Annotated in this window: 14 protein-coding genes; 7 read left to right on the top strand and 7 right to left on the bottom strand. The window is 69.8% G+C overall.

Translation table 11 applies throughout. The annotated features are described in order from the left end of the window. Positions 1 to 209: 209 nt before the first annotated feature. Positions 210 to 2177, top strand: coding sequence for an ATP-binding cassette domain-containing protein (locus tag HNP73_RS23665; protein ID WP_184148808.1), 1968 nt, complete (start codon positions 210 to 212; stop codon positions 2175 to 2177). A gap of 59 nt (positions 2178 to 2236) precedes the next feature. Continuing rightward, positions 2237 to 3532, top strand: coding sequence for a glucoamylase family protein (locus HNP73_RS10855; RefSeq protein WP_221288460.1), 1296 nt, complete (start codon positions 2237 to 2239; stop codon positions 3530 to 3532). 16 nt (positions 3533 to 3548) lie between these two features. On the opposite strand, the gene HNP73_RS10850 is transcribed toward HNP73_RS10855, so the two are convergent. The 5 genes from HNP73_RS10850 to HNP73_RS10830 all read right to left on the bottom strand — a co-directional run bounded on the left by HNP73_RS10850 (position 3549) and on the right by HNP73_RS10830 (position 9640). After that, positions 3549 to 6818 carry a cellobiose phosphorylase gene (locus HNP73_RS10850; protein ID WP_184148802.1) on the bottom strand — a complete coding sequence of 1090 codons (3270 nt, stop codon included), beginning with the start codon at positions 6816 to 6818 and terminating at the stop codon, positions 3549 to 3551. A 162-nt stretch (positions 6819 to 6980) separates the two neighbouring features. Then, a complete protein-coding gene (locus tag HNP73_RS10845; RefSeq protein ID WP_184148799.1) occupies positions 6981 to 7610 on the bottom strand; it encodes a class I SAM-dependent methyltransferase in 630 nt (209 codons plus the stop codon). A gap of 11 nt (positions 7611 to 7621) precedes the next feature. Then, positions 7622 to 8356, bottom strand: a complete 735-nt coding sequence (pssA, locus tag HNP73_RS10840) for a CDP-diacylglycerol--serine O-phosphatidyltransferase (protein WP_246399723.1) — start codon at positions 8354 to 8356, stop codon at positions 7622 to 7624. Next, on the bottom strand, positions 8356 to 9057 hold the full coding sequence (locus HNP73_RS10835; RefSeq protein WP_184148796.1) for a phosphatidylserine decarboxylase: 702 nt from the start codon (positions 9055 to 9057) through the stop codon (positions 8356 to 8358). Before HNP73_RS10835 ends, pssA begins: the two co-directional genes overlap by 1 nt. Positions 9058 to 9214: 157 nt before the next feature. Next, positions 9215 to 9640, bottom strand: coding sequence for an RrF2 family transcriptional regulator (locus HNP73_RS10830; protein ID WP_184148793.1), 426 nt, complete (start codon positions 9638 to 9640; stop codon positions 9215 to 9217). Between the two features lie 133 nt (positions 9641 to 9773). On the opposite strand from HNP73_RS10830, the gene hmpA reads away from it, so the two are divergent. Next, the gene (gene hmpA / locus HNP73_RS10825) at positions 9774 to 10982 is read left to right on the top strand and encodes an NO-inducible flavohemoprotein (protein ID WP_184148790.1); all 1209 of its coding nucleotides are present in this window, start codon (positions 9774 to 9776) and stop codon (positions 10980 to 10982) included. Between the two features lie 75 nt (positions 10983 to 11057). Then, a complete protein-coding gene (tgt, locus tag HNP73_RS10820; protein ID WP_184148787.1) occupies positions 11058 to 12185 on the top strand; it encodes a tRNA guanosine(34) transglycosylase Tgt in 1128 nt (375 codons plus the stop codon). Between the two features lie 25 nt (positions 12186 to 12210). On the opposite strand, the gene HNP73_RS10815 is transcribed toward tgt, so the two are convergent. Then, positions 12211 to 12738: a hypothetical protein gene (locus HNP73_RS10815; protein WP_184148784.1), complete on the bottom strand. Its 528-nt coding sequence runs from the start codon at positions 12736 to 12738 to the stop codon at positions 12211 to 12213. Then, positions 12735 to 13487 carry a 16S rRNA (uracil(1498)-N(3))-methyltransferase gene (locus HNP73_RS10810; protein WP_184148781.1) on the bottom strand — a complete coding sequence of 251 codons (753 nt, stop codon included), beginning with the start codon at positions 13485 to 13487 and terminating at the stop codon, positions 12735 to 12737. The genes HNP73_RS10815 and HNP73_RS10810 overlap by 4 nt, the downstream gene beginning before the upstream one ends. Positions 13488 to 13555: 68 nt before the next feature. Between HNP73_RS10810 and ubiA the strand changes: the two genes are divergently transcribed. The 3 genes from ubiA (at position 13556) to HNP73_RS10795 (ending at position 17739) form a co-directional block, all read left to right on the top strand. Further along, positions 13556 to 14551, top strand: coding sequence for a 4-hydroxybenzoate octaprenyltransferase (gene ubiA, locus HNP73_RS10805; protein WP_184148778.1), 996 nt, complete (start codon positions 13556 to 13558; stop codon positions 14549 to 14551). 82 nt (positions 14552 to 14633) lie between these two features. Next, a complete protein-coding gene (locus tag HNP73_RS10800) occupies positions 14634 to 17444 on the top strand; it encodes an OmpA family protein (RefSeq protein WP_184148774.1) in 2811 nt (936 codons plus the stop codon). Then, a complete protein-coding gene (locus tag HNP73_RS10795) occupies positions 17431 to 17739 on the top strand; it encodes a hypothetical protein (protein WP_184148771.1) in 309 nt (102 codons plus the stop codon). Before HNP73_RS10800 ends, HNP73_RS10795 begins: the two co-directional genes overlap by 14 nt. Positions 17740 to 17746 lie beyond the last annotated feature (7 nt).

Here is a 17746-nt window from a genome sequence, read left to right as displayed (position 1 = left end):
ACTTTCCCCGGTGTCTGCGGCGTTCAGCCGGTGATTTTTACGAATTCCTATCAATCGGTTTACCAAGAGTTAACATGGCTATCGGCAAGATCCCGCGCATGATCGTAGGATTCTCGCGGGGTGGCCCCTCGGAGAAAAGGGGAAATGAACGACGGTCAGATCATCATGGCAGGAAGCGACTCCCTGATCACCAGTCGGGGGCGTCCGGGATGAAGCGTTGCACGTCCTTTTGGGGCCTCGTCTCGGCCTACTGGTTCTCGGAGCGCTGGCGCGAGGCCTGGGCGCTCACCACGGTGGTCCTCGCGATCACGCTTCTCGTCAGCAAGGCCGCCGTCTGGACCGCAACCGCCAGTGCCGATTTCATCGCCTCGCTGGCCGAGTTCCATCGGCCGGACGCCGTCGATCCGGCGCGGGTGATTCTTCTCTCAGGCCTTAGCTACTTCGCCATCGCGTTCTCCCGCTCGACGGGCCTCGCCCTGCGCCACCTCGTCTCGACCACCCTGCACCGGCGCGCACGGCGCTGGCTGATCGCCCGCTTCGATGCCGAGATCCTCTCCGACCAGCGCATCGCCCTCGACCTGATGAGCGACCGTGGCTCCGCCGGCAATGACGGCCGGCTGCCGGACTCGATCGACCAGCGCCTCGACATCTGCACGGACCATCTGTTCGGCGGGCTCATCGGCCTCGTGATGGGCTTCATCGGCGCGGTCGCATCGGTGTGGTTCGTCACCATCGCGCTCGTCGCCCGCAGTCAGCCCGTCGATTTCCTCGACCGGCTGGGAGCGGCGGCGAACCAGGGCCTCACGGCAGTCGTCGGGCCGACCCTCGCAGGATACGTCAACCTCGTGCCGGGCGATCTCGGCACCGCGATTCTCGCGCTCGCACTCGTCGCACTCTACATGCCGATCGTGACATTCTTTGCGTGGCGGGTCGGGCGCGGCGTGCAGCGGCGCACCCTCGAGCGGCAGGAAAGCGACGGTGCCTGGCGCGGCGAGCTCGCGGCAATGCTGAACCGCGTCGCCCTCGTCGCCGCGTCCCGGGGCCAGTTCGTCCAGCGCGACACCAATTCGCGGCTCTACAGCTCGATCGACAAGGCCTGGCGCCACCAGAACATCTGGGTGGCGACCATGCTGATGTTCACCGAAGTGACGAACTTCCTCTCCCAGCGCCTGCTCGCCTATGTGCCGGCGCTGCCGGCGTTCATGGCGGGCAACATGAGCTTCCGCTCCTACGTCGCCGCCTCGGAGCTCACGACCGAGCTCATCACCGGCGCCTCGTGGTTCACCAACGTGATGACCGAAATCGCCGTGCTGCGCGCCAATGCCGCGCGCCTCACCGCCCTCGCCGCGGCAATCGAGCGGGTGCGTGACCGCGACCGCTTCTATGCCGAGACCGGCCGGAGCGACTTCCGGCGGCGCGACCTCATCGCCGGGCCGATGCTGGTGCTCGAGGATCTCGAGCTTTGCCATCGCGGCCATACCGCGCTGCCCTTCGTGCGGCTGCCGCGTCTCGTGCTGCGCCGGGGCGACCGGCTGCATGTGAGCGGGCCGAGCGGCTGTGGCAAGAGCTCGCTTCTGAAGGCTGTCGCCGGTCTCTGGCCCTATGGCAGCGGCCAGATCGGCGTGGCGGCCGGCGCGCGGGTGTTCCTCGCGGCGCAGGAGCCCGACCTGCCCGATCATCTCAGCCTCGGCCAGCTCGTCGCCTATCCCCGGCGCGTGACGGAAGCCTATGACCGGCTCGCCGTCGCGGAAGTGCTGTCGCGCGCCGGCCTCGGCGGCTTCATCCGCGACATCGACGAGACCCTGCACGGCGGCCGCCCGTGGCGCGACGTCCTCTCGGGCGGCCAGAAGCAGCGGCTTGTGCTGGCGCGGATGCTGTTGCAGGAGCCCGACGTCCTGTTGCTCGACGAATCCACCTCCGCCCTCGACGTGAACGCGGCGGCGGATTTCCACCTGGCCCTCGACGAGCGCCTGCCCGGGGCGGTGATCCTGTCGGTCCTGCACACCAGTGCCGCGCCCGTCGATCCCTCGGGGCGGCCATTCTACAACCAGACGCTGGTCCTGACTCCGTCGCTCGCGCTCGCAAGCGCGGTCGCCGACGAGCCGGAGCCGGAACCGCGGGACGAGCCGATGGTCGATCTCCTCGCGCCGATTGCCCCGACGCTCCGCCTGCAGTAGCCCGGCCGTGGCGAATGCGGCTACGATACGGACCGCGCGCCGGCACCGGAGGAATACCATTGCTGCCCGACACCAACCTGCCGTCCGCCTCTGGATGGCGCCCCTCGCCGGACGACGAGGCCCTGCTCGATCTGGTTCAGCGGCAGACCCTGCGCTACTTCTGGGACTTCGCCCATCCCGTCTGCGGCCTCGCCCGCGAGCGCAGCAACGTCACGGCAAAGTATGGCCTCGAGGCGGTAACGACCGGCGGCTCGGGCTTCGGCATCATGGCGATCATCGTCGGCGTCGCGCGCGGCTGGATCGACCGCGCCGCCGCCGTGGACCGGCTCTGGACCATGGCACGCTTCCTGCTCAAGGCGGACAGCTACCACGGCATCTGGCCGCACTTTCTGAACGGTGACACCGGCAAGACCATTCCCTTCAGCCGCAAGGACGATGGCAGCGATCTCGTCGAGACGTCGTTCCTCCTCGCCGGCCTTCTGACGGCGCGTCAGTTCTTCGACGGTGCCGACCCGGAGGAGTCCCGGCTCCGCTCGGCGATCGACTGGATGTGGCGCGAGGCCGAATGGGACTGGCACACCCGCGACGGGCGCAACGTGCTGACCTGGCACTGGAGCCCGAACAACGGCTGGAGCATGAACCACGAGATCCGGGGCTGGAACGAGTGTCTCATCACCTACGTTCTCGCCGCGTCGTCGCCGAGCTATGCCGTCTCGCCCGAGGTCTACCACCGCGGTTGGGCGGACGGGCGGGACTTCCTGAGCGGGCGCACGTTCGAGGGCATCACCCTGCCGCTCGGTCCGGTGGGCGGCGGCCCGCTGTTCCTGTCGCAGTACTCCTTCCTCGGCCTCGACCCGCGGGGCCTGAGCGATCGCTACGCCGACTACTGGGCGCAGAACGTCGCCCACACCGAGGTGAACCGGACCTACTGCATCTCGAACCCGAAGGGCTTTGTCGGCTACGGCCCCGACTGCTGGGGCCTGACCGCGAGTGACAGCGTGCACGGCTATGATGCGCACTCGCCGACGAACGATTGCGGCGTCATCACGCCGACCGCCGCGCTCTCGGCCTTTCCCTACGCGCCGGAGGCGTCGATGGCGGCACTGCGGCATTTCCACGGCGATCTCGGCGACCGGCTCTGGCGCGAACTGGGCTTCATCGACGCCTTCAGCGAAACCGCCGACTGGTACGCCGACTCGCATCTCGCGATCGACCAGGGGCCGATCGTCGTGATGATCGAGAACGCCCGGAGCGGCCTGCTCTGGCGGCTGTTCATGAGCTGCCCGGAGATCTCCGTCGGCCTGCGCCGGCTCGGGTTCTCGAGCCCGCACCTCGACCCGGTGCCGATGGTCTGACCGGCCACCCGGCGCGTCAGGCCCCGAGCACCCACGTCTCGGGGCGGCCGTCGATCTCCCAGTCGAGCGTCACCGGCCCCATGCCGGCCGGCAGCACGGGCGCCGCCCTGCGGCCGTCCGGCCGACGGCGCAGGCCGAAGGCGTGGCAGAGAAAGAGATTGGTGAAGAGCCCCGGCCCGCTCGAGTAGATCCGCCAGCCGCCGTCCGCCGCGATCTCGCCCAAGCGGGCAAGCTGCCAGTCGGCGCTGGCGCTGTAGCGATCGGGGAATGCGGCGTCGCTGGAACTGAAGTAGGCATTGCGCTGCCGGCGCGCGGCGTTTGCCACCCGGTCGGCCACGACGACGGGGTTGGCCGCCGCCAGCACCTGCCAGACGCCTTCCGCCTCACCGAGGGCTGCCAGCGCCTCGCCGTGGCGCAGGTGGGCGTGGATGTAGAGCAGGCCGATCTCGCGCCCGAAGAACGCCGCAGATTCTGCCCGGCGGAAGATGTGCTCCGGCCCACCGTGGTAGGCAACCGGCTTGTCCATGAGCCGGATCCCGTCGGGAAACGTCAGGTGCCCGGCGACGAGACGCTGGTGGTGCAGCGCCGCCTCCGCGTCGAAGAGCCCGGACACGATGCCTTGCGTCATCGGCAGAAGCGAGTAGTGGAGCCCCGTCCGCCTGTCGCTCGGGTGCAGCAGCAGCTCAGGCTCTGCCGCGCCCGGCTCGAAGAGCGCATAGCCCGCAACGGTGCCGTCGCGCACCAGCCAGCGGTCGAAGTCGGTGCGGATCGCCTCGGCCAGCGCCGCGAGGTCGTCGCCGCCGCGGCCGGCCCGCGCGAGGACTGCCGCATAGCGTTCGAGCTGCTGGAAGAGCAGCGCCACCGTCCGGCTCGACACCATCCAGTCGCGCATGTTCGGGTCGGCCGGCTGGAGCGAGTCGTTCCAGTCGCCTTCGCCGTAGCGAATGAGGTGGGTGTCGGGAATGAAGCGGTCGCGCACGGTGGCGAGGAGCTTTTCCACGTGCGCCGAGATCGGATCATGCCGCGTCGTCGCGGTCAGGTCCTCGTCGTTCCGCCAGGCCACTGCCTCGTCGAGAAGCGTCACGTCGCCCGTTGCCTCGATGTAGTCGCAGAGCGCCTTCAGCGGCCAGATGATGACGTCGCCGTGGCTGTGGCGGTCGCGGATCCGGCCGTAGGGTTCGAGCATGAACCACTGCGGCCAGTCGCCGCGGGCCTCGAACTGCTGGGCGAAGACGGTGCGGATGATCTCGCGGACCGGGCCATCGTGATCGAGCGCCAGCAGGAACTCGACCGGCCCCTGACAGACGTCGCGGGTGCCCCAGGCGGCGCCGCCGGATTGTTCGAGCCCGTGCGGCACGGTGAGGTGGATCATGGCGTTCTGCGCGACCCACGGGAAGAACGTGTCGACCGCCTCGGCGTTCGCACCGCCACGGAGCCGCAATCCGCGGGTGACGTGGGTCCAGTAGCGCGCGGCAGAGGCGAGACCGTCCGCCAACGGCACCCCGGCGGCATACCGGTCCGCGAGTCGCGCGGCCCCCTCAGGATCGGCGAGGACGCCGACGACGGAGAATTCGAGCGCTGTGGTCGGCCGGGTGCGCAGCGCCACGAAGCCGCCGCCGCGCCGGGTCCCGTCGGCAAAGAGCAACTCGTCGCCGCCGATCGCCTCCACCGCATCCGGCGTCGCCGTGACGAGGTGGTAGACCGCATCGGGGTAGGTCTTGCCCCAGAGCCCGGCCGGATCCGGCCGGAAGGCGATCCGCTGGCGGCCGGCGTCGATCTCGACGCGACCGGAGCTGTCGAGTTCGCGCTCGCCGAGCACGATCCCGCCGGAGACGAGGAAGCGGCAGGGAGTGCCCTCGACCGCGAGCCGCCATTGCAGCGCCGGATCATCGCCAGAGGCCACCACCTCGACCGTCACGGTCCGGTCGTCGAGCACATAGACCCAGCGGCAGTCCGAGAGGCCGATCTCGAAAACCGACGGCTCGGCGAGGAGCCGCCAGCCGCCTTCGGTCTCGATGAGGAGGCGCAGGCCACCCGAGCGGGTGATGTTGTAGGGATCACGCGAGGCGGAGAACAGCCGGTGGAAGGACGTGTTGCCGACCGAGAGCAGCGAGCCGAAGACCCCGTGCATCCAGACCGTCGTGCACATGGTGGTCTCGTCGAGCAGCATCCCCTGCCCGGTGCGCACGATCGCCCCATGCCGGCGCGGCAGCGGGCGTTCCTTCTCGCGCAGCACCACGTGGCGGTTGAGCGCGCCCTCGGCGAGGAAGAACGACAGGAGCCGGCTGCCGTCGCGCTCCTCTGCCGTGCGCGCGGGATAGCGGGCGTCGATCGCGTCGGCGGTGAGCGGCTGACCCGCGAGTGGTGCTGCGTCCTGCAACAGACTGCGGGCCGGGGCGGTCAGGGGCATCTCACGGGGCTCGAAAGCGTCGAGAGCGGCCAGCGCCGCATCGATCCGCCCGAGGTCGGTATCTCCCGATGCCGCCCGGTGGTCAGGGTCGAAGATCCCGAAGAAGCTCCAGACCGCGGTCTCGCCGGGCGCGAGTGTCACGGCCGCGGAGCGGATCATCGGGCAGGCCACCTCGTGCTGCAGGCGGGCGCCGGGCAGGTCCTGCTCCGGGTCGATGCGTCCGGCATCGCGGTACTCCGGTCCGAGGAGCTGGCGCGCGTCAGTCGCGAAGGAAGCGCCCCCCTCGCGGCAGCCGTGCGCCACCCACGGGTAGGCACCACCCTGCGCCAGGTTCTGCCGGCTCATCACCACCCACCCGGCGGCGGGATGCCGGGCCGGGTGGTGGTCGATGTACTGCGAGGCGTAGGCCTCGTTGCTCATGATGAAGCCGCGGCCACCGATGCCGATGTCCTGCACCAGAGTCGCGTCGCAGGCGAAAGGCTCTGCACGGGTGTTCGTCGCCTCGACGTGCCAGAGCCAGAGCCGTTCCTCGGGATGCAGCCAGAGGGTTACCCGGTGCCGGACGCCGGCGCCCTCGCCCTCCCAGATGAAGCGGTCGTCCCCGACAGCGACCTGGACGCGCGCTTCCGACCCGACCGCCTCGATGACCTGCCGGTCGCCCGGCGATCCAAGCCGGAGGAACAACCGGCCAATGCCGCCGTCGAGTTCCGAGCCTTCGATCTGAGTAATGAGGGTCCGGCCGGTCCCGCTGCGGTGTTCGATCCCGAAGATGCAGCCGTTTGGCAGGAGCGCCGCCCTCACCCCCGACCCGCTTTCGATGCGCCGAAGGCCGAGGCCGTCCTCGCGTGGCGTCTCGAAGCTGCGCACGGCTGTCATTGGCTCTCTCCCGGGACAGGCCGGGGTCAACCGGCGGTTACTGTCCAGCGGATCGCAGCCAGCGCGGCGATGCAACCCCCGGGTGCGGAATGAGGGGCAATTCCCGGCGGGATCGGCGTCGCATCGTCACACGGGGAGGCATCGGCACCCCGGGAACCCGTGTCAGGCGTCGGCGTGCGCCCGCTTCTCGAAGCGCAGCAGCGTGAAGAGGCCGAATGGCGGCGCGGTGCGCTTCTCGACCACCTCGAGGGCGCGGCATCCCAGCACCCGCTCCATGGAGAAGTCCGAGTGCCAGCCGATCTTGTCGGCAAAGGGGGCAAGGCCGCGCTCGAGCCGGGCCACGGTGCCTTCGTCACGGGCGAAATGGTTCAGCACGACAACCTCGCCGCCGGGCCGGCAGACCCGCGCCATTTCGGCCACCACCTTCTCGGGTTCGGGCACCACGGAAACGAGGTACATGGCGACCACGGTATCAAAGGTGCCGTCGGGAAAATCGAGGGCGCGGGCATCCATCTCGCGCAGGCCAACCACATGGTCGAGTCCCTGGTCCATCACCCGCTCCCGGGCCTTGGCGAGCATCTCGGCGGAATAGTCGACGCCGGTCACCTTCAGGTGCGAGCGATAGTTCGGCAACGACAGCCCGGTGCCCACGCCGACCTCGAGGACGGAGCCCGAGCGACGGTTGATGTGCTCGACCGCCCGGCGCCGCCCGACGCCGGTGATCGCGCCGAACGTGGCGTCATAGACCGGCGCCCATCGACGGTAGGAGCTGCGAACGGCGTCGATTTCCATGAGTTCTCCCTTCAGCGGCTGTGCCGCCGGGACACCACCGCCGCATGGACGAGCAGGACCGCGTAAGCGACATCGAAAAAGACCAGAAACAACCAGAACCGGGTCAGCGTCAGCCCGACGAGGAGCGCGGCCGCGACCAGGATGAACTTGGAGCGCTCACGCGGGATGCGCAGCGACTTGGGCGAGAAGGTGCGCATCCGGCTCACCATCAGGAGCCCGACGAGCAGGAGCCAGGGAGCGACAACCCACGGCAGCTCGCTCGCATCGACGACGCCCGCGAGCATCAGGAAAACCGGCAGGAGCCCGAGCAACGCGCCGGCGGGTGCCGGTACGCCCACGAAATGCGCCCGCCCCTCCATGGGCACGTCGCGGTTCACGTTGAACCGGGCAAGGCGCAGACAACAGCAGACCGCGAAGACCAGCGCGAAGGTCCAGCCGAGATCACCGATGCCGGAGAGGGCCGCGAGATAGACCACGATCGCCGGAGCCACGCCGAAATCGACGAAATCGGCGAGCGAATCGAGTTCGGCCCCCATCGGGCTGGCCGCGTCCAGCTTGCGCGCGAGAAGCCCGTCGAAGCCGTCGATCACCGCCGCGAAGACGATGAGGCCGGCCGCCAGGTCGAAGCGGCCAAGGAAGGCGAAGCGGATCGCCGTCAGCCCGGCGCAGAGCCCGAGAATCGTCACGAGATTCGGCACGAGTTGCAGGAACGGCAGGTTTTCCGGGGGCCGCCGCATCTCGCGCATCAGCGAACCTCGCCCGCGCGCGGCGCCTCAGGCGAGGCGAGATCGGCGATCACCGTCTCGCCGGCAACGGCGCGCTGGCCAACGATCACCATCGGCGCGACGCCGTCCGGCAGGTAGACGTCGAGCCGCGATCCGAAGCGGATCATGCCGAACCGCTCGCCGGTTGCGAGCACGTCGCCGGGCTTCACCGTGCAGAGAATCCTGCGGGCCACGAGACCGGCGATCTGCACCACGGCAAGGTCGCGCCCGTCGGCGAGGCGCAGCGCCACGGCATTGCGCTCGTTGTCCTCGCTCGCCTTGTCGAGGGCCGCGTTCAGGAACTTGCCCGGCCGGTAATCGACCGCCGTCACCGTGCCCGCGCAGGGCGTGCGATTCACGTGGCAGTCGAAGACGCTCATGAAGATGCTGACGCGGGTCCGCGCTTCCGGCCCGAGGTTCAGTCCTGCGGGAGGCACGGCGGGAGCGATCATCGAGACTTCGCCATCGGCGGGGCTCACCACAAGCCCCTCTCGCGTTGGCGTCACCCGGGGCGGATCCCGGAAGAAGTAGTAGACCCAGACCGTCACCGCGAGGCCGGCCACGCCGACCAGTTCATCGGTGAAGATGAACAGAAGCAACGTGATCGCCGCCGCGATCGCGAGGAACTTCGGTCCCTCGGGATGCACCGGCTTGACGATGCTCGACATCAGGCTGGCTGCCATCGACCCTTCCACTCGCTCTGGCAGGGCACATAGGCGATCCCGCCGTCATGCACAACGCGAACCTGTATGCGCGCACTCGCGCGACACTTCATGGAGCAGTTGCGACTGAGGCCGAACCCGTCGGGCCATGGCGCGGGAGAACCTGCGCGGCCGGACGCTATTCGGTATCGACGTTCAGCAGGTCCAGAAAGCCCCCGCGACGTGCCAGAACGTCCGCGAGAGTGTAGCGGTCGAGCACGCCGAGGAAGGCCGCCACCGCCTCTTCGAGCACCGAGGTGAGCCCGCAGGCCGACGCCACGAGGCAGGTGCTGCACCCCACCAGATCGAAATCCTGCTCGGTGTGACGCATCACCGCACCGATGCAAATCTCCTGCGGCGGCATGGCGAGTCGCACCCCCCCTCTGCGTCCACGCACGCTCGCCAGATACCCCGTTCGTACCAGATCGTTGATGACCTTCATCAGATGATTCTGTGAGATCCCGTAAGCCTTTGATATTTCAGCGGCCGAACACAAGCGGTCGGGCCGCTGCCCGAGGTAGAGCAGGACTCGCATTGCATAGTCGCTGTAGCGCGTCAGCCGCATCTTACGCCTCCGGGAATCGATGCAATCGGGTTGCATGTTTTTCGACGGCTCGATATGTGCATATCACATGCATGATTATCCAGTCTCCCCGGCCGCGAGCTCCGGACGAGACATTTCCAGGGAGACCTATCCGGTGAGCGAACCTCTCAGCCCCCGCACCATCGAACTGGTCAAGGCGACCGTTCCCGCGCTTGAGGCACGCGGCCTCGACATCGTGCGCGAGATGTACGACCGGATGTTCCAGGATCCCGAGATCCGGGACCTGTTCAATCAGTCCCACCAGGGTCTGAACGACGCGCAGCCGCGGGCCCTGACCGGCGCGATCCTCGCCTATGCGAGCAATATCGACAACGTCTCGGCCCTCGCGCCCGCGGTGGAGCGCATCGCGCAGAAGCACGTCGGCCTTCAGATCCTGCCGGAGCACTATCCGCATGTGGCGAGCGCTCTCATCGGCGCGATCCGGCACATTCTCGGCGATGCGGCGACCGAGGAGGTGCTGCTCGCGTGGGGCGAAGCCTACTGGTTCCTCGCCGGTATCCTCATCGCCCGGGAAAAGCGGCTCTACACGGCTCAGGCCGAGGCGCCCGGCGGCTGGAACGGCTGGCGCGACTTCCGCATCGAGGAGGTCGTCCGCGAAAGTCGTGTCATCAAGTCGTTCATCCTGCGCCCGGTCGATGGTGGCCCGGTCATGCGGCATGCGCCCGGCCAGTACCTGACCTTCTGGTTCGACATCCCCGGGCATCCCGCGGCGAAACGGAACTATTCGATCTCCGCGGCGGCAAACGGCGAGACCTATCGCATCAGCGTCAAGCGTGAGCCCATGGGCCTTGCGTCTGGCTGGCTGCACGAGCAGGCGGCGGGCTCGATCCTGAAGGTCGGGGCGCCGGCCGGCGAGTTCTTCCTCGATGGCACGCCCCGCCGGCCCGTCGTCCTGCTCTCCGGTGGCGTCGGGCTGACCCCGATGGTCGCCATGCTCGAGTCGCTGGTCGAAGCAGGCGCCGGGGTACCGATCTACTACATCCACGGCACCCACGACCGCGATACCCACGCCATGCGCGGTCACATTGACGACCTCGCCACCAGGGCGCCGGACGTTCGCGTCACCAACTTTCACCAGACGCCACTTTCCGACGAGGTTGCCGGCCGCGACTATGACCATGCCGGGCTGATCACCGAGGAATGGCTGGTGACGAACACGCCTGCCGACGTGGCGGACTACTACGTCTGCGGCCCGCGTCCGTTCCTGCGGGCGGCCGTCGCGGCCCTCGCGCAGGCGGGCGTTGCCTCCTCGCGCATCCATTACGAGTTCTTCGGACCCGCCGACGAGCTGCTCGCCGCCTGAGGCCGGGTCCGCGGCGGCCGGACTGGTCGCCGCGGGAGCATTTGCCCACGGAACGGCGGGCGGCTATGGGGAGGCATGTCAACGACCGCCTTTCATATCGCCGCCCGCGACGGCCGCGCCCGCACCGGAACGCTCACGCTGCCGCGTGGGGAGATCCGCACCCCTGCCTTCATGCCCGTCGGCACCGCCGCCACGGTGAAGGCGATGCTGCCCGGGAGCGTGCGCGCCACCGGCGCCGACATCCTGCTCGGCAACACCTACCACCTGATGCTCCGTCCGGGTGCCGAGCGCATGGCGCGCCTCGGCGGGCTGCATCGCTTCATGAACTGGGACCGGCCAATCCTGACCGACTCCGGCGGCTTTCAGGTGATGAGCCTCGCGGATCTGCGCAAGCTCACCGAGGAAGGCGTGACCTTCAAAAGCCACGTGGACGGCTCGACGCACCACCTCTCGCCCGAGCGCAGCATGGAGATCCAGCGGCTGCTCGGCTCCGACATCGTCATGGCGTTCGACGAGTGCCCGGCGCTGCCCGCCACCGAGGAAGCGGTTGCGGCGTCGATGCGGCTCTCCATGCGCTGGGCGGCCCGCTCGCGCGAGGCGTTTGGCGACCGGCCCGGCCACATGCTCTTCGGCATCGTTCAGGGCGGGGTGACGCGGGAGCTGCGCGAGGAATCGGCGGCGGCGCTGCGCGGGATCGGCTTTGACGGCTATGCCATCGGCGGCCTCGCGGTCGGCGAGGGTCAGGAGGCGATGTTCGGGGTGCTCGACTACACCCCCGGCGCGCTGCCGGACGACCGGCCGCGCTACCTGATGGGCGTGGGCAAGCCCGACGACATCGTCGGCGCCGTACAGCGCGGCGTCGACATGTTCGACTGCGTGCTGCCGAGCCGCTCGGGCCGGACCGGACAGGCGCTGACCCGGCGGGGACAGGTGAATCTGCGCAACGCCCGGCACGCCGAGGACCCCCGGCCGCTCGACCCGGACTGCACCTGCCCGACCTGCACCGGCTACAGCCGCGCCTATCTCCACCACGTGGTGAAGGCCGGCGAGATCATCGCGTCCATGCTCCTCACCTGGCACAACCTTCACTACTATCAGGAGTTGATGGCCGGTCTTCGCGCTGCGATCGCGGCAGGCAGGCTCACGGAGTTCGCCGCCGCCTTTGACGCGGAGCGGCTGGCGGGCGACCTGCCGCCGGTCTAGGCAGGTCGCCAACCTGCGGAAGGCTTCAGCCCGCCTTTCGCCAGACCACCGCCCTGCCCGGTCGACGGGAAAGGACCGCGGCGATGCCGGCGTCGAAGTCGATGCCGGGGAGTGGGCTCAGGGCGTCAAGAAGCCGATCGGCTCCCTCCGCCCCAAGCGGGATCGTCAGCCGTTCACCGTCTTCGGTGGTGATCACCCAGGCATGCGCCGAGGCCGGCGGGATATGCGGCCGGGTGACGATCTCGACCCGCGTGACCGATGGCAGATCGACGAATCCACCGTCGCGTGGCCCGAGATAGGCGATGCGGGCCTCGTCGATCACCACCACCCCTTCGGCCGGCGTCTGGGACGCAAGCCGCGCCCGGCGGATCGCTGGCATAAGCAAGCCGAGCCCCGACGCCGCGCAGAGCAGGCCGAGCATGAACGAGAGCGGCGCGACCTCCTGATAGCCACGGAAGATCAGCCCCAGCCCGATGAGCGTCAGCCCGCCCCAGATGATCGATTCGCCCCACACATGGAGGCGCGCCTGCAGCTCGGGCCGAAGAAAGCTCACCCCCCGCCCTCCGCCGGCCAGTCCCCGAGCGTCGCCTGCCAGATCGTGAGAGCGGCGCAGACCGCCGTGTCGGCCCGGAGCACGCGCGGGCCGAGCGTCACGGGCAGCACCCATGGCATTGCCCGGAGCCGGGCCACCTCCTCCGGGGCAAAGCCGCCTTCCGGCCCGATCAGGATTGCCCACGGACCGCGCGGCGCATCCGCCAGCGCCTCGGCAGCAGGCCGCGCCGTCCGTCCCTCGTCGCAGAACATGAGGCGCCGCGCCGGATCCCAGCCGTCGAGCAGCGCCGCGAGCTTCACCGGCTCGGCAACGTCCGCCACATAGGTCTCGCCGCATTGCTCGGCGGCCTCGATGGCATGGGCCCGCAACCTCTCCGGGCGCAGGCGCTCGGAATTGGTGAACCGGGTGAAGACCGGCTGGATCCGCGCGGCGCCAAGCTCGGCGGCCTTCTCGACGATGAAATCCGTGCGCGCTTTCTTGATCGGCGCGAAGATCAGCCAGACGTCGGGCGGTACCCGCTGCGGCTGGCCGGCCGCCACAACCGCGAGCGTGCCGATCCGCTTCCCGACGGAGGCGACTTCGGCGAGCCATTCGCCGTCCCTGCCATTGAAGATCGCCACACGATCCCCCTGCCCCAGCCGCATCACCGCGAAGAGATAATGCGCCTGTGCAGGGTCCAGCGCGACAGTGGCGTCCGGCCCGAGCGGCGCCTCGACAAAGAGCCTGATCTTTCCTTCGACTTCTGCCATAAAGACCGCCCCTGCTCCGTGCGACAGTACGCCGAGCGGGAGGGGCGTGGAAAGGGCGGTCGGCAGGTATGGCAGCGAGTGGAACAAACGGGCACGACTCCGGCGGGCACGGGGCCGCAGGACCGGGCGGATCGGTCTCGGACGCGGTCAAGGGCAACTGGGTCGACCATCTCGCCCCGGCGGCCACCCGGCCGTACCTGCGGCTCTCGCGCGCGGACCGGCCGATCGGCACGTGGCTCCTGCTGCTGCCCTGCTGGTGGGGCGTGCTCCTCGCCGCCGCGGCGGACGGCGGGCCCGGGCTCTATGATCTCTGGCTGCTGATCGGCAGCGGCTTTGGCGCGATCCTCATGCGCGGGGCCGGCTGCACCTGGAACGACCTGACCGACCGCGACTTCGACGCCGCCGTCGCCCGGACCCGCTCCCGGCCGCTGCCCTCGGGGCAGGTGACGCCGCGGGGCGCGGCCATCTGGATGGTGGCCCAGGCGCTCGTCGCCTTCGCGATCCTGCTCACCTTCCCGCCGCAGGCGGTGATGCTCGGGGTGGGCTCGCTTGCGCTGGTCGCGATCTATCCCTTCGCCAAGCGGTTCACCTGGTGGCCGCAGGTCTTCCTCGGGCTCGCCTTCAACTGGGGCGCGCTGCTCGGCTGGACCGCGCACGCCCGGAGCCTCGCGCTCGCGCCGATCCTTCTCTATGTGGCGGGCATCGCGTGGACGCTGTTCTACGACACGATCTATGCCCATCAGGACAAGGAGGACGACGCGCTCATCGGCGTGAAATCGACCGCGCGCCTGTTCGGCACCAGGACGAAGCAGTGGATCGGCGGCTTCCTCGTGCTTTCGGCACTCCTTGCCGCCTGCGCGGTGCTGGCCGCGGGCCTGCCCCCCACCGCGCGGGTGGTGGCACTCCTCGGCGTCGCGGGCTTCGCGGCCCATCTCGTCTGGCAGCTCCGCCGGCTCGACATCGACGATCCGGGAAACTGCCTCATGCTCTTTCGCTCCAATCGCGATGCCGGCCTCATCTTCGCCGGTGCGCTCCTCGTCGCCGGACTGCTCCAGCTTCCGTGACGCCGCCTTGGCTTGAACGCGCGGCGCGGCTGGGCTAAACGCGCCGAGCTTCATCCGAGGGCCAGAGGACTCGAGAAAACCCATGCGGTTGCGCGCCATCCTCTTCGCGACCATTGCGTTTGCCGCCGCCGGAGTCGCGGCCTGGAGAGTCGCCGAAGAGGCGACCATCCGGCTCGAGCGACAGACTGCGGCCGATGTCTCGACCGCGCTCGCCGCCGCCGGCCAGACCTGGGCGCAAGCCGAGACCGACGGGCTGCGCGTCACGCTGAGCGGTGCCGCGCCCGACGAGACGAGCCGGGTCAAGGTGGTGGAGATCACCCGCGCGGTGGTGAGCCGCCGGCGCATCCTCGACCAGACCACGGTCGCGGCCCTCGCGCCACTGCCGCCTCCGCCCTTCGCGCTTGAACTGCTCCGCAATGAGGGGGACGTCTCGCTCATCGGCCTCGTGCCTGAATCGGGCGGGCGCGAGGTGATCCGCGCCGCCCTCGGTGCCGGGGGGCTCGCCGAACACGTGACCGACATGCTCGAGACCGCCGCCGAACCGGCGCCGGACGGCTGGCAGGCGGCGCTTGGCTACGGGCTTTCCGCGCTCTCCGACCTGCCCCGTGCGAAGATCAGCGTCGCCCCCGGAGAGGTGAAGGTCGCCGCCGTCGCCGAGAGCGACGACGCGCGCCGGGAACTTGAGTCGCGCCTGCGCCGCGGTGCCCCCGAGGGCGTGCGGCTGGCGCTGGAGATCGGCGCGCCGCGCCCGGTGATCACGCCGTTCGCCTTCGACTTCGCCATCGATGCCGGTCGTGCGCACCTCGACCGCTGCAGCGCCGACACCGACACAGCCGCAACCGCAATCATCGCAGCGGCGCGGTCTGCGGGCGCCGGGGACGATGCCGGAATGACCTGCGCGGTCGGGCTCGGGTCCCCGACCCCCGACTGGGCGGCGGCCATGGTCGCGGGCATCGAGACCGTGAAGACGATGGGCGGCGGCCGGTTCGTCGCAAGCGACATCGCCGCGACCCTGACCGGTGCACCGGGCATGGCGCCCGAGGCGTTGAACAGCACGATCGCCGACCTACGCTCCCGCCTGCCCGGGGTGTTCCAGCTCAGTTCGGTTGCCGCGCCGCAGATGGTCGCCGGTGATGACGGGCAGCCGGTCTATGCCCCGGAGTTCCACGCCAGCCTCGGCCCCGACGGCAAGGTGAGCCTCGTGGGGCCGGTCGGCGATGCCGCGTCGCGCGAGGCGGTGGTGAGCTACGCCGCCGCGCTCTTCAGCAAGGCCCGCGTCAACGGCGAGCTCGTCATCGACCCCGACGTCCCCGCCGGCTGGTCAGCGCGCGTCCTCGCCGCGATCGAGGGGCTGTCCGCGCTCAAGGAGGGCACCGCCGACGTCACGAAGGACGGCGTACACCTCGCCGGGCGCAGCCTCGACCGCGACGCCGCCCACACCGTGGGCGATCTTCTCGCCGCCAAGGTCGGCCCCGGCGCAATCAGCCAGATCACCTTCGATGCCAACGCCGCGAGTGCCGCCTCCAATGCGACCCGCTTCCGCCCCGAGATCTGCGCGGCTCAGGTCGACGCGATCCTCGATGCCGAGCAGATCGGCTTCGAGCGAGGGTCCGCGGCGATCGCGCCCGAGAGCCTTGGGGTCATCGGCGCGATTGCCGACGTGTTGCGCGGCTGCGGGGGAGCAGATTTCGAGATCGGCGGCCACACTGACAGCCAGGGCTCGCCGGAGGCGAACCGCCGGCTGAGCGAGACCCGTGCACAGGCCGTGCTCGCGGCGCTTCGCGAGCAGGACCTGCCGCAGGTCGGCCTCGTGGCGCGCGGCTATGGCGCGGAGGATCCGGTCGCGGACAACCGGACCGACACCGGTCGGGCCAGGAACCGGCGGATCGAATTCACGCTCCTCGCGCCCGAGTCGCTCGGCGAGTCGCTGGCGCCCGCACCTTCCAGCTCCGAGGCCCCCGCAACCGGCGCCACCGGAGTTGCCGTCGGGGCCTGCGCTGCCCACGCAAGTGACCTCGCGGCAACGACGCCGATCGTGTTCGAGCCCGGCGCTTCGGCCCTTGCCGACGAGAGCGCTCCGGTCCTCGCCGCGATCACCGATGCGCTTCGTGCTTGCCCTGACGCGGCGATCGACGTGGGGGGCCATACTGACTCGCAAGGATCGGAGGAAGGCAACCTCCGGCTCAGCCAGTCGCGCGCCGAGGCGGTGCTCGCCGCGCTCAGAAAGCCCGATCTGCCGCTGCCGAACCTCGTGGCCCACGGCTATGGCGAGGCAGATCCGATCGCCGACAACGGCACCGAGGAAGGTCGCGCCAGGAACCGGCGGATCGAATTCGTCCCCGTTGCGCGTCCCCAGCCCACGCCCGACGACGAGAGCGCCCGTGCCGCCGCCGCAAGCGGATCCGGCGACGAGGAAGCCGACGCCGGGCCGGAAACAACCGCCGCCGGGAGCACACCCGCCGCGGACGCCGCCGCGACCGCCTGCGTCGCGAAGGTCCAGTCCCGGCTCGAAACCGACGGCATCGCTTTCGAGCCGGGCGCCGCCGAGATCGCCGCCGCGAGCCAACCGGTCATCGCGGCCATTGCCGACGAGTTGCGGGCCTGTCCCGACATTGCGATCGAGATCGGAGGCCACACGGATTCGCAGGGCTCCGAGAGCGGAAACACCCGGCTCAGCCAGTCGCGCGCCGAAGCGGTGCTGGCCGCGCTCCGCACCAGCGGGCTCGGGCTGCCGAACGCCACGGCACGCGGTCATGGCGAGAGCCAGCCGATCGCCGACAACGACACGGCAGACGGACGCACCCGGAACCGCCGGATTGCGGTGACGCTCCTGCCTGCCACCCCGGCGGCAGCCACGCAGGACGACAGCGAGGACCACAATGGATCGCAATGAGCTCACCGCGGCAATCGCCGGAACCCTGGCCGCCGCCTTCCTGCTTGGGTGGATCCTGCGTTGGGTGTTCTCGTGGCTGAACCGAAGCGCGCGCGACGGGATGAGCCTGCCGGCGCAGCTCCATGAGGCCGAAGAGGCGCGGCACCGGGCCGAGTACCGCAGGGCCGAAGCCGATCGGCGCGCTGCCGAGATCGAGGCCGAGCTTGCCCGGACCCGCGCCGGCCTCGCCGCCACCGAGCGCCAGCTCGAGGAAGTCCGCACCGCCTACCGGGACGCAACCGCCAGACAGGGCTGAAGCCGGC

Origin of the sequence: Amaricoccus macauensis, from assembly GCF_014201905.1 — a bacterium.
GTDB lineage: Bacteria > Pseudomonadota > Alphaproteobacteria > Rhodobacterales > Rhodobacteraceae > Amaricoccus > Amaricoccus macauensis.
The sequence above is the reverse complement of the archived record's forward strand: the minus strand, read 5'-3'. Positions and strand labels throughout refer to the sequence as shown.

Bases quoted from the DNA above. Each gene is read 5' to 3' on its own strand.
- ubiA (WP_184148778.1), top strand. From the start codon at position 13,556: ATGGCAGCGAGTGGAACAAACGGGCACGACTCCGGCGGGCACGGGGCC.
- HNP73_RS10800 (WP_184148774.1), top strand. From the start codon at position 14,634: ATGCGGTTGCGCGCCATCCTCTTCGCGACCATTGCGTTTGCCGCCGCC.
- HNP73_RS10850 (WP_184148802.1), bottom strand. From the start codon at position 6,818: ATGACAGCCGTGCGCAGCTTCGAGACGCCACGCGAGGACGGCCTCGGC.
- HNP73_RS10845 (WP_184148799.1), bottom strand. From the start codon at position 7,610: ATGGAAATCGACGCCGTTCGCAGCTCCTACCGTCGATGGGCGCCGGTC.
- HNP73_RS10795 (WP_184148771.1), top strand. From the start codon at position 17,431: ATGGATCGCAATGAGCTCACCGCGGCAATCGCCGGAACCCTGGCCGCC.
- pssA (WP_246399723.1), bottom strand. From the start codon at position 8,356: ATGCGCGAGATGCGGCGGCCCCCGGAAAACCTGCCGTTCCTGCAACTC.
- HNP73_RS10830 (WP_184148793.1), bottom strand. From the start codon at position 9,640: ATGCGGCTGACGCGCTACAGCGACTATGCAATGCGAGTCCTGCTCTAC.
- HNP73_RS10810 (WP_184148781.1), bottom strand. From the start codon at position 13,487: ATGGCAGAAGTCGAAGGAAAGATCAGGCTCTTTGTCGAGGCGCCGCTC.
- HNP73_RS23665 (WP_184148808.1), top strand. From the start codon at position 210: ATGAAGCGTTGCACGTCCTTTTGGGGCCTCGTCTCGGCCTACTGGTTC.
- HNP73_RS10835 (WP_184148796.1), bottom strand. From the start codon at position 9,057: ATGGCAGCCAGCCTGATGTCGAGCATCGTCAAGCCGGTGCATCCCGAG.
- tgt (WP_184148787.1), top strand. From the start codon at position 11,058: ATGTCAACGACCGCCTTTCATATCGCCGCCCGCGACGGCCGCGCCCGC.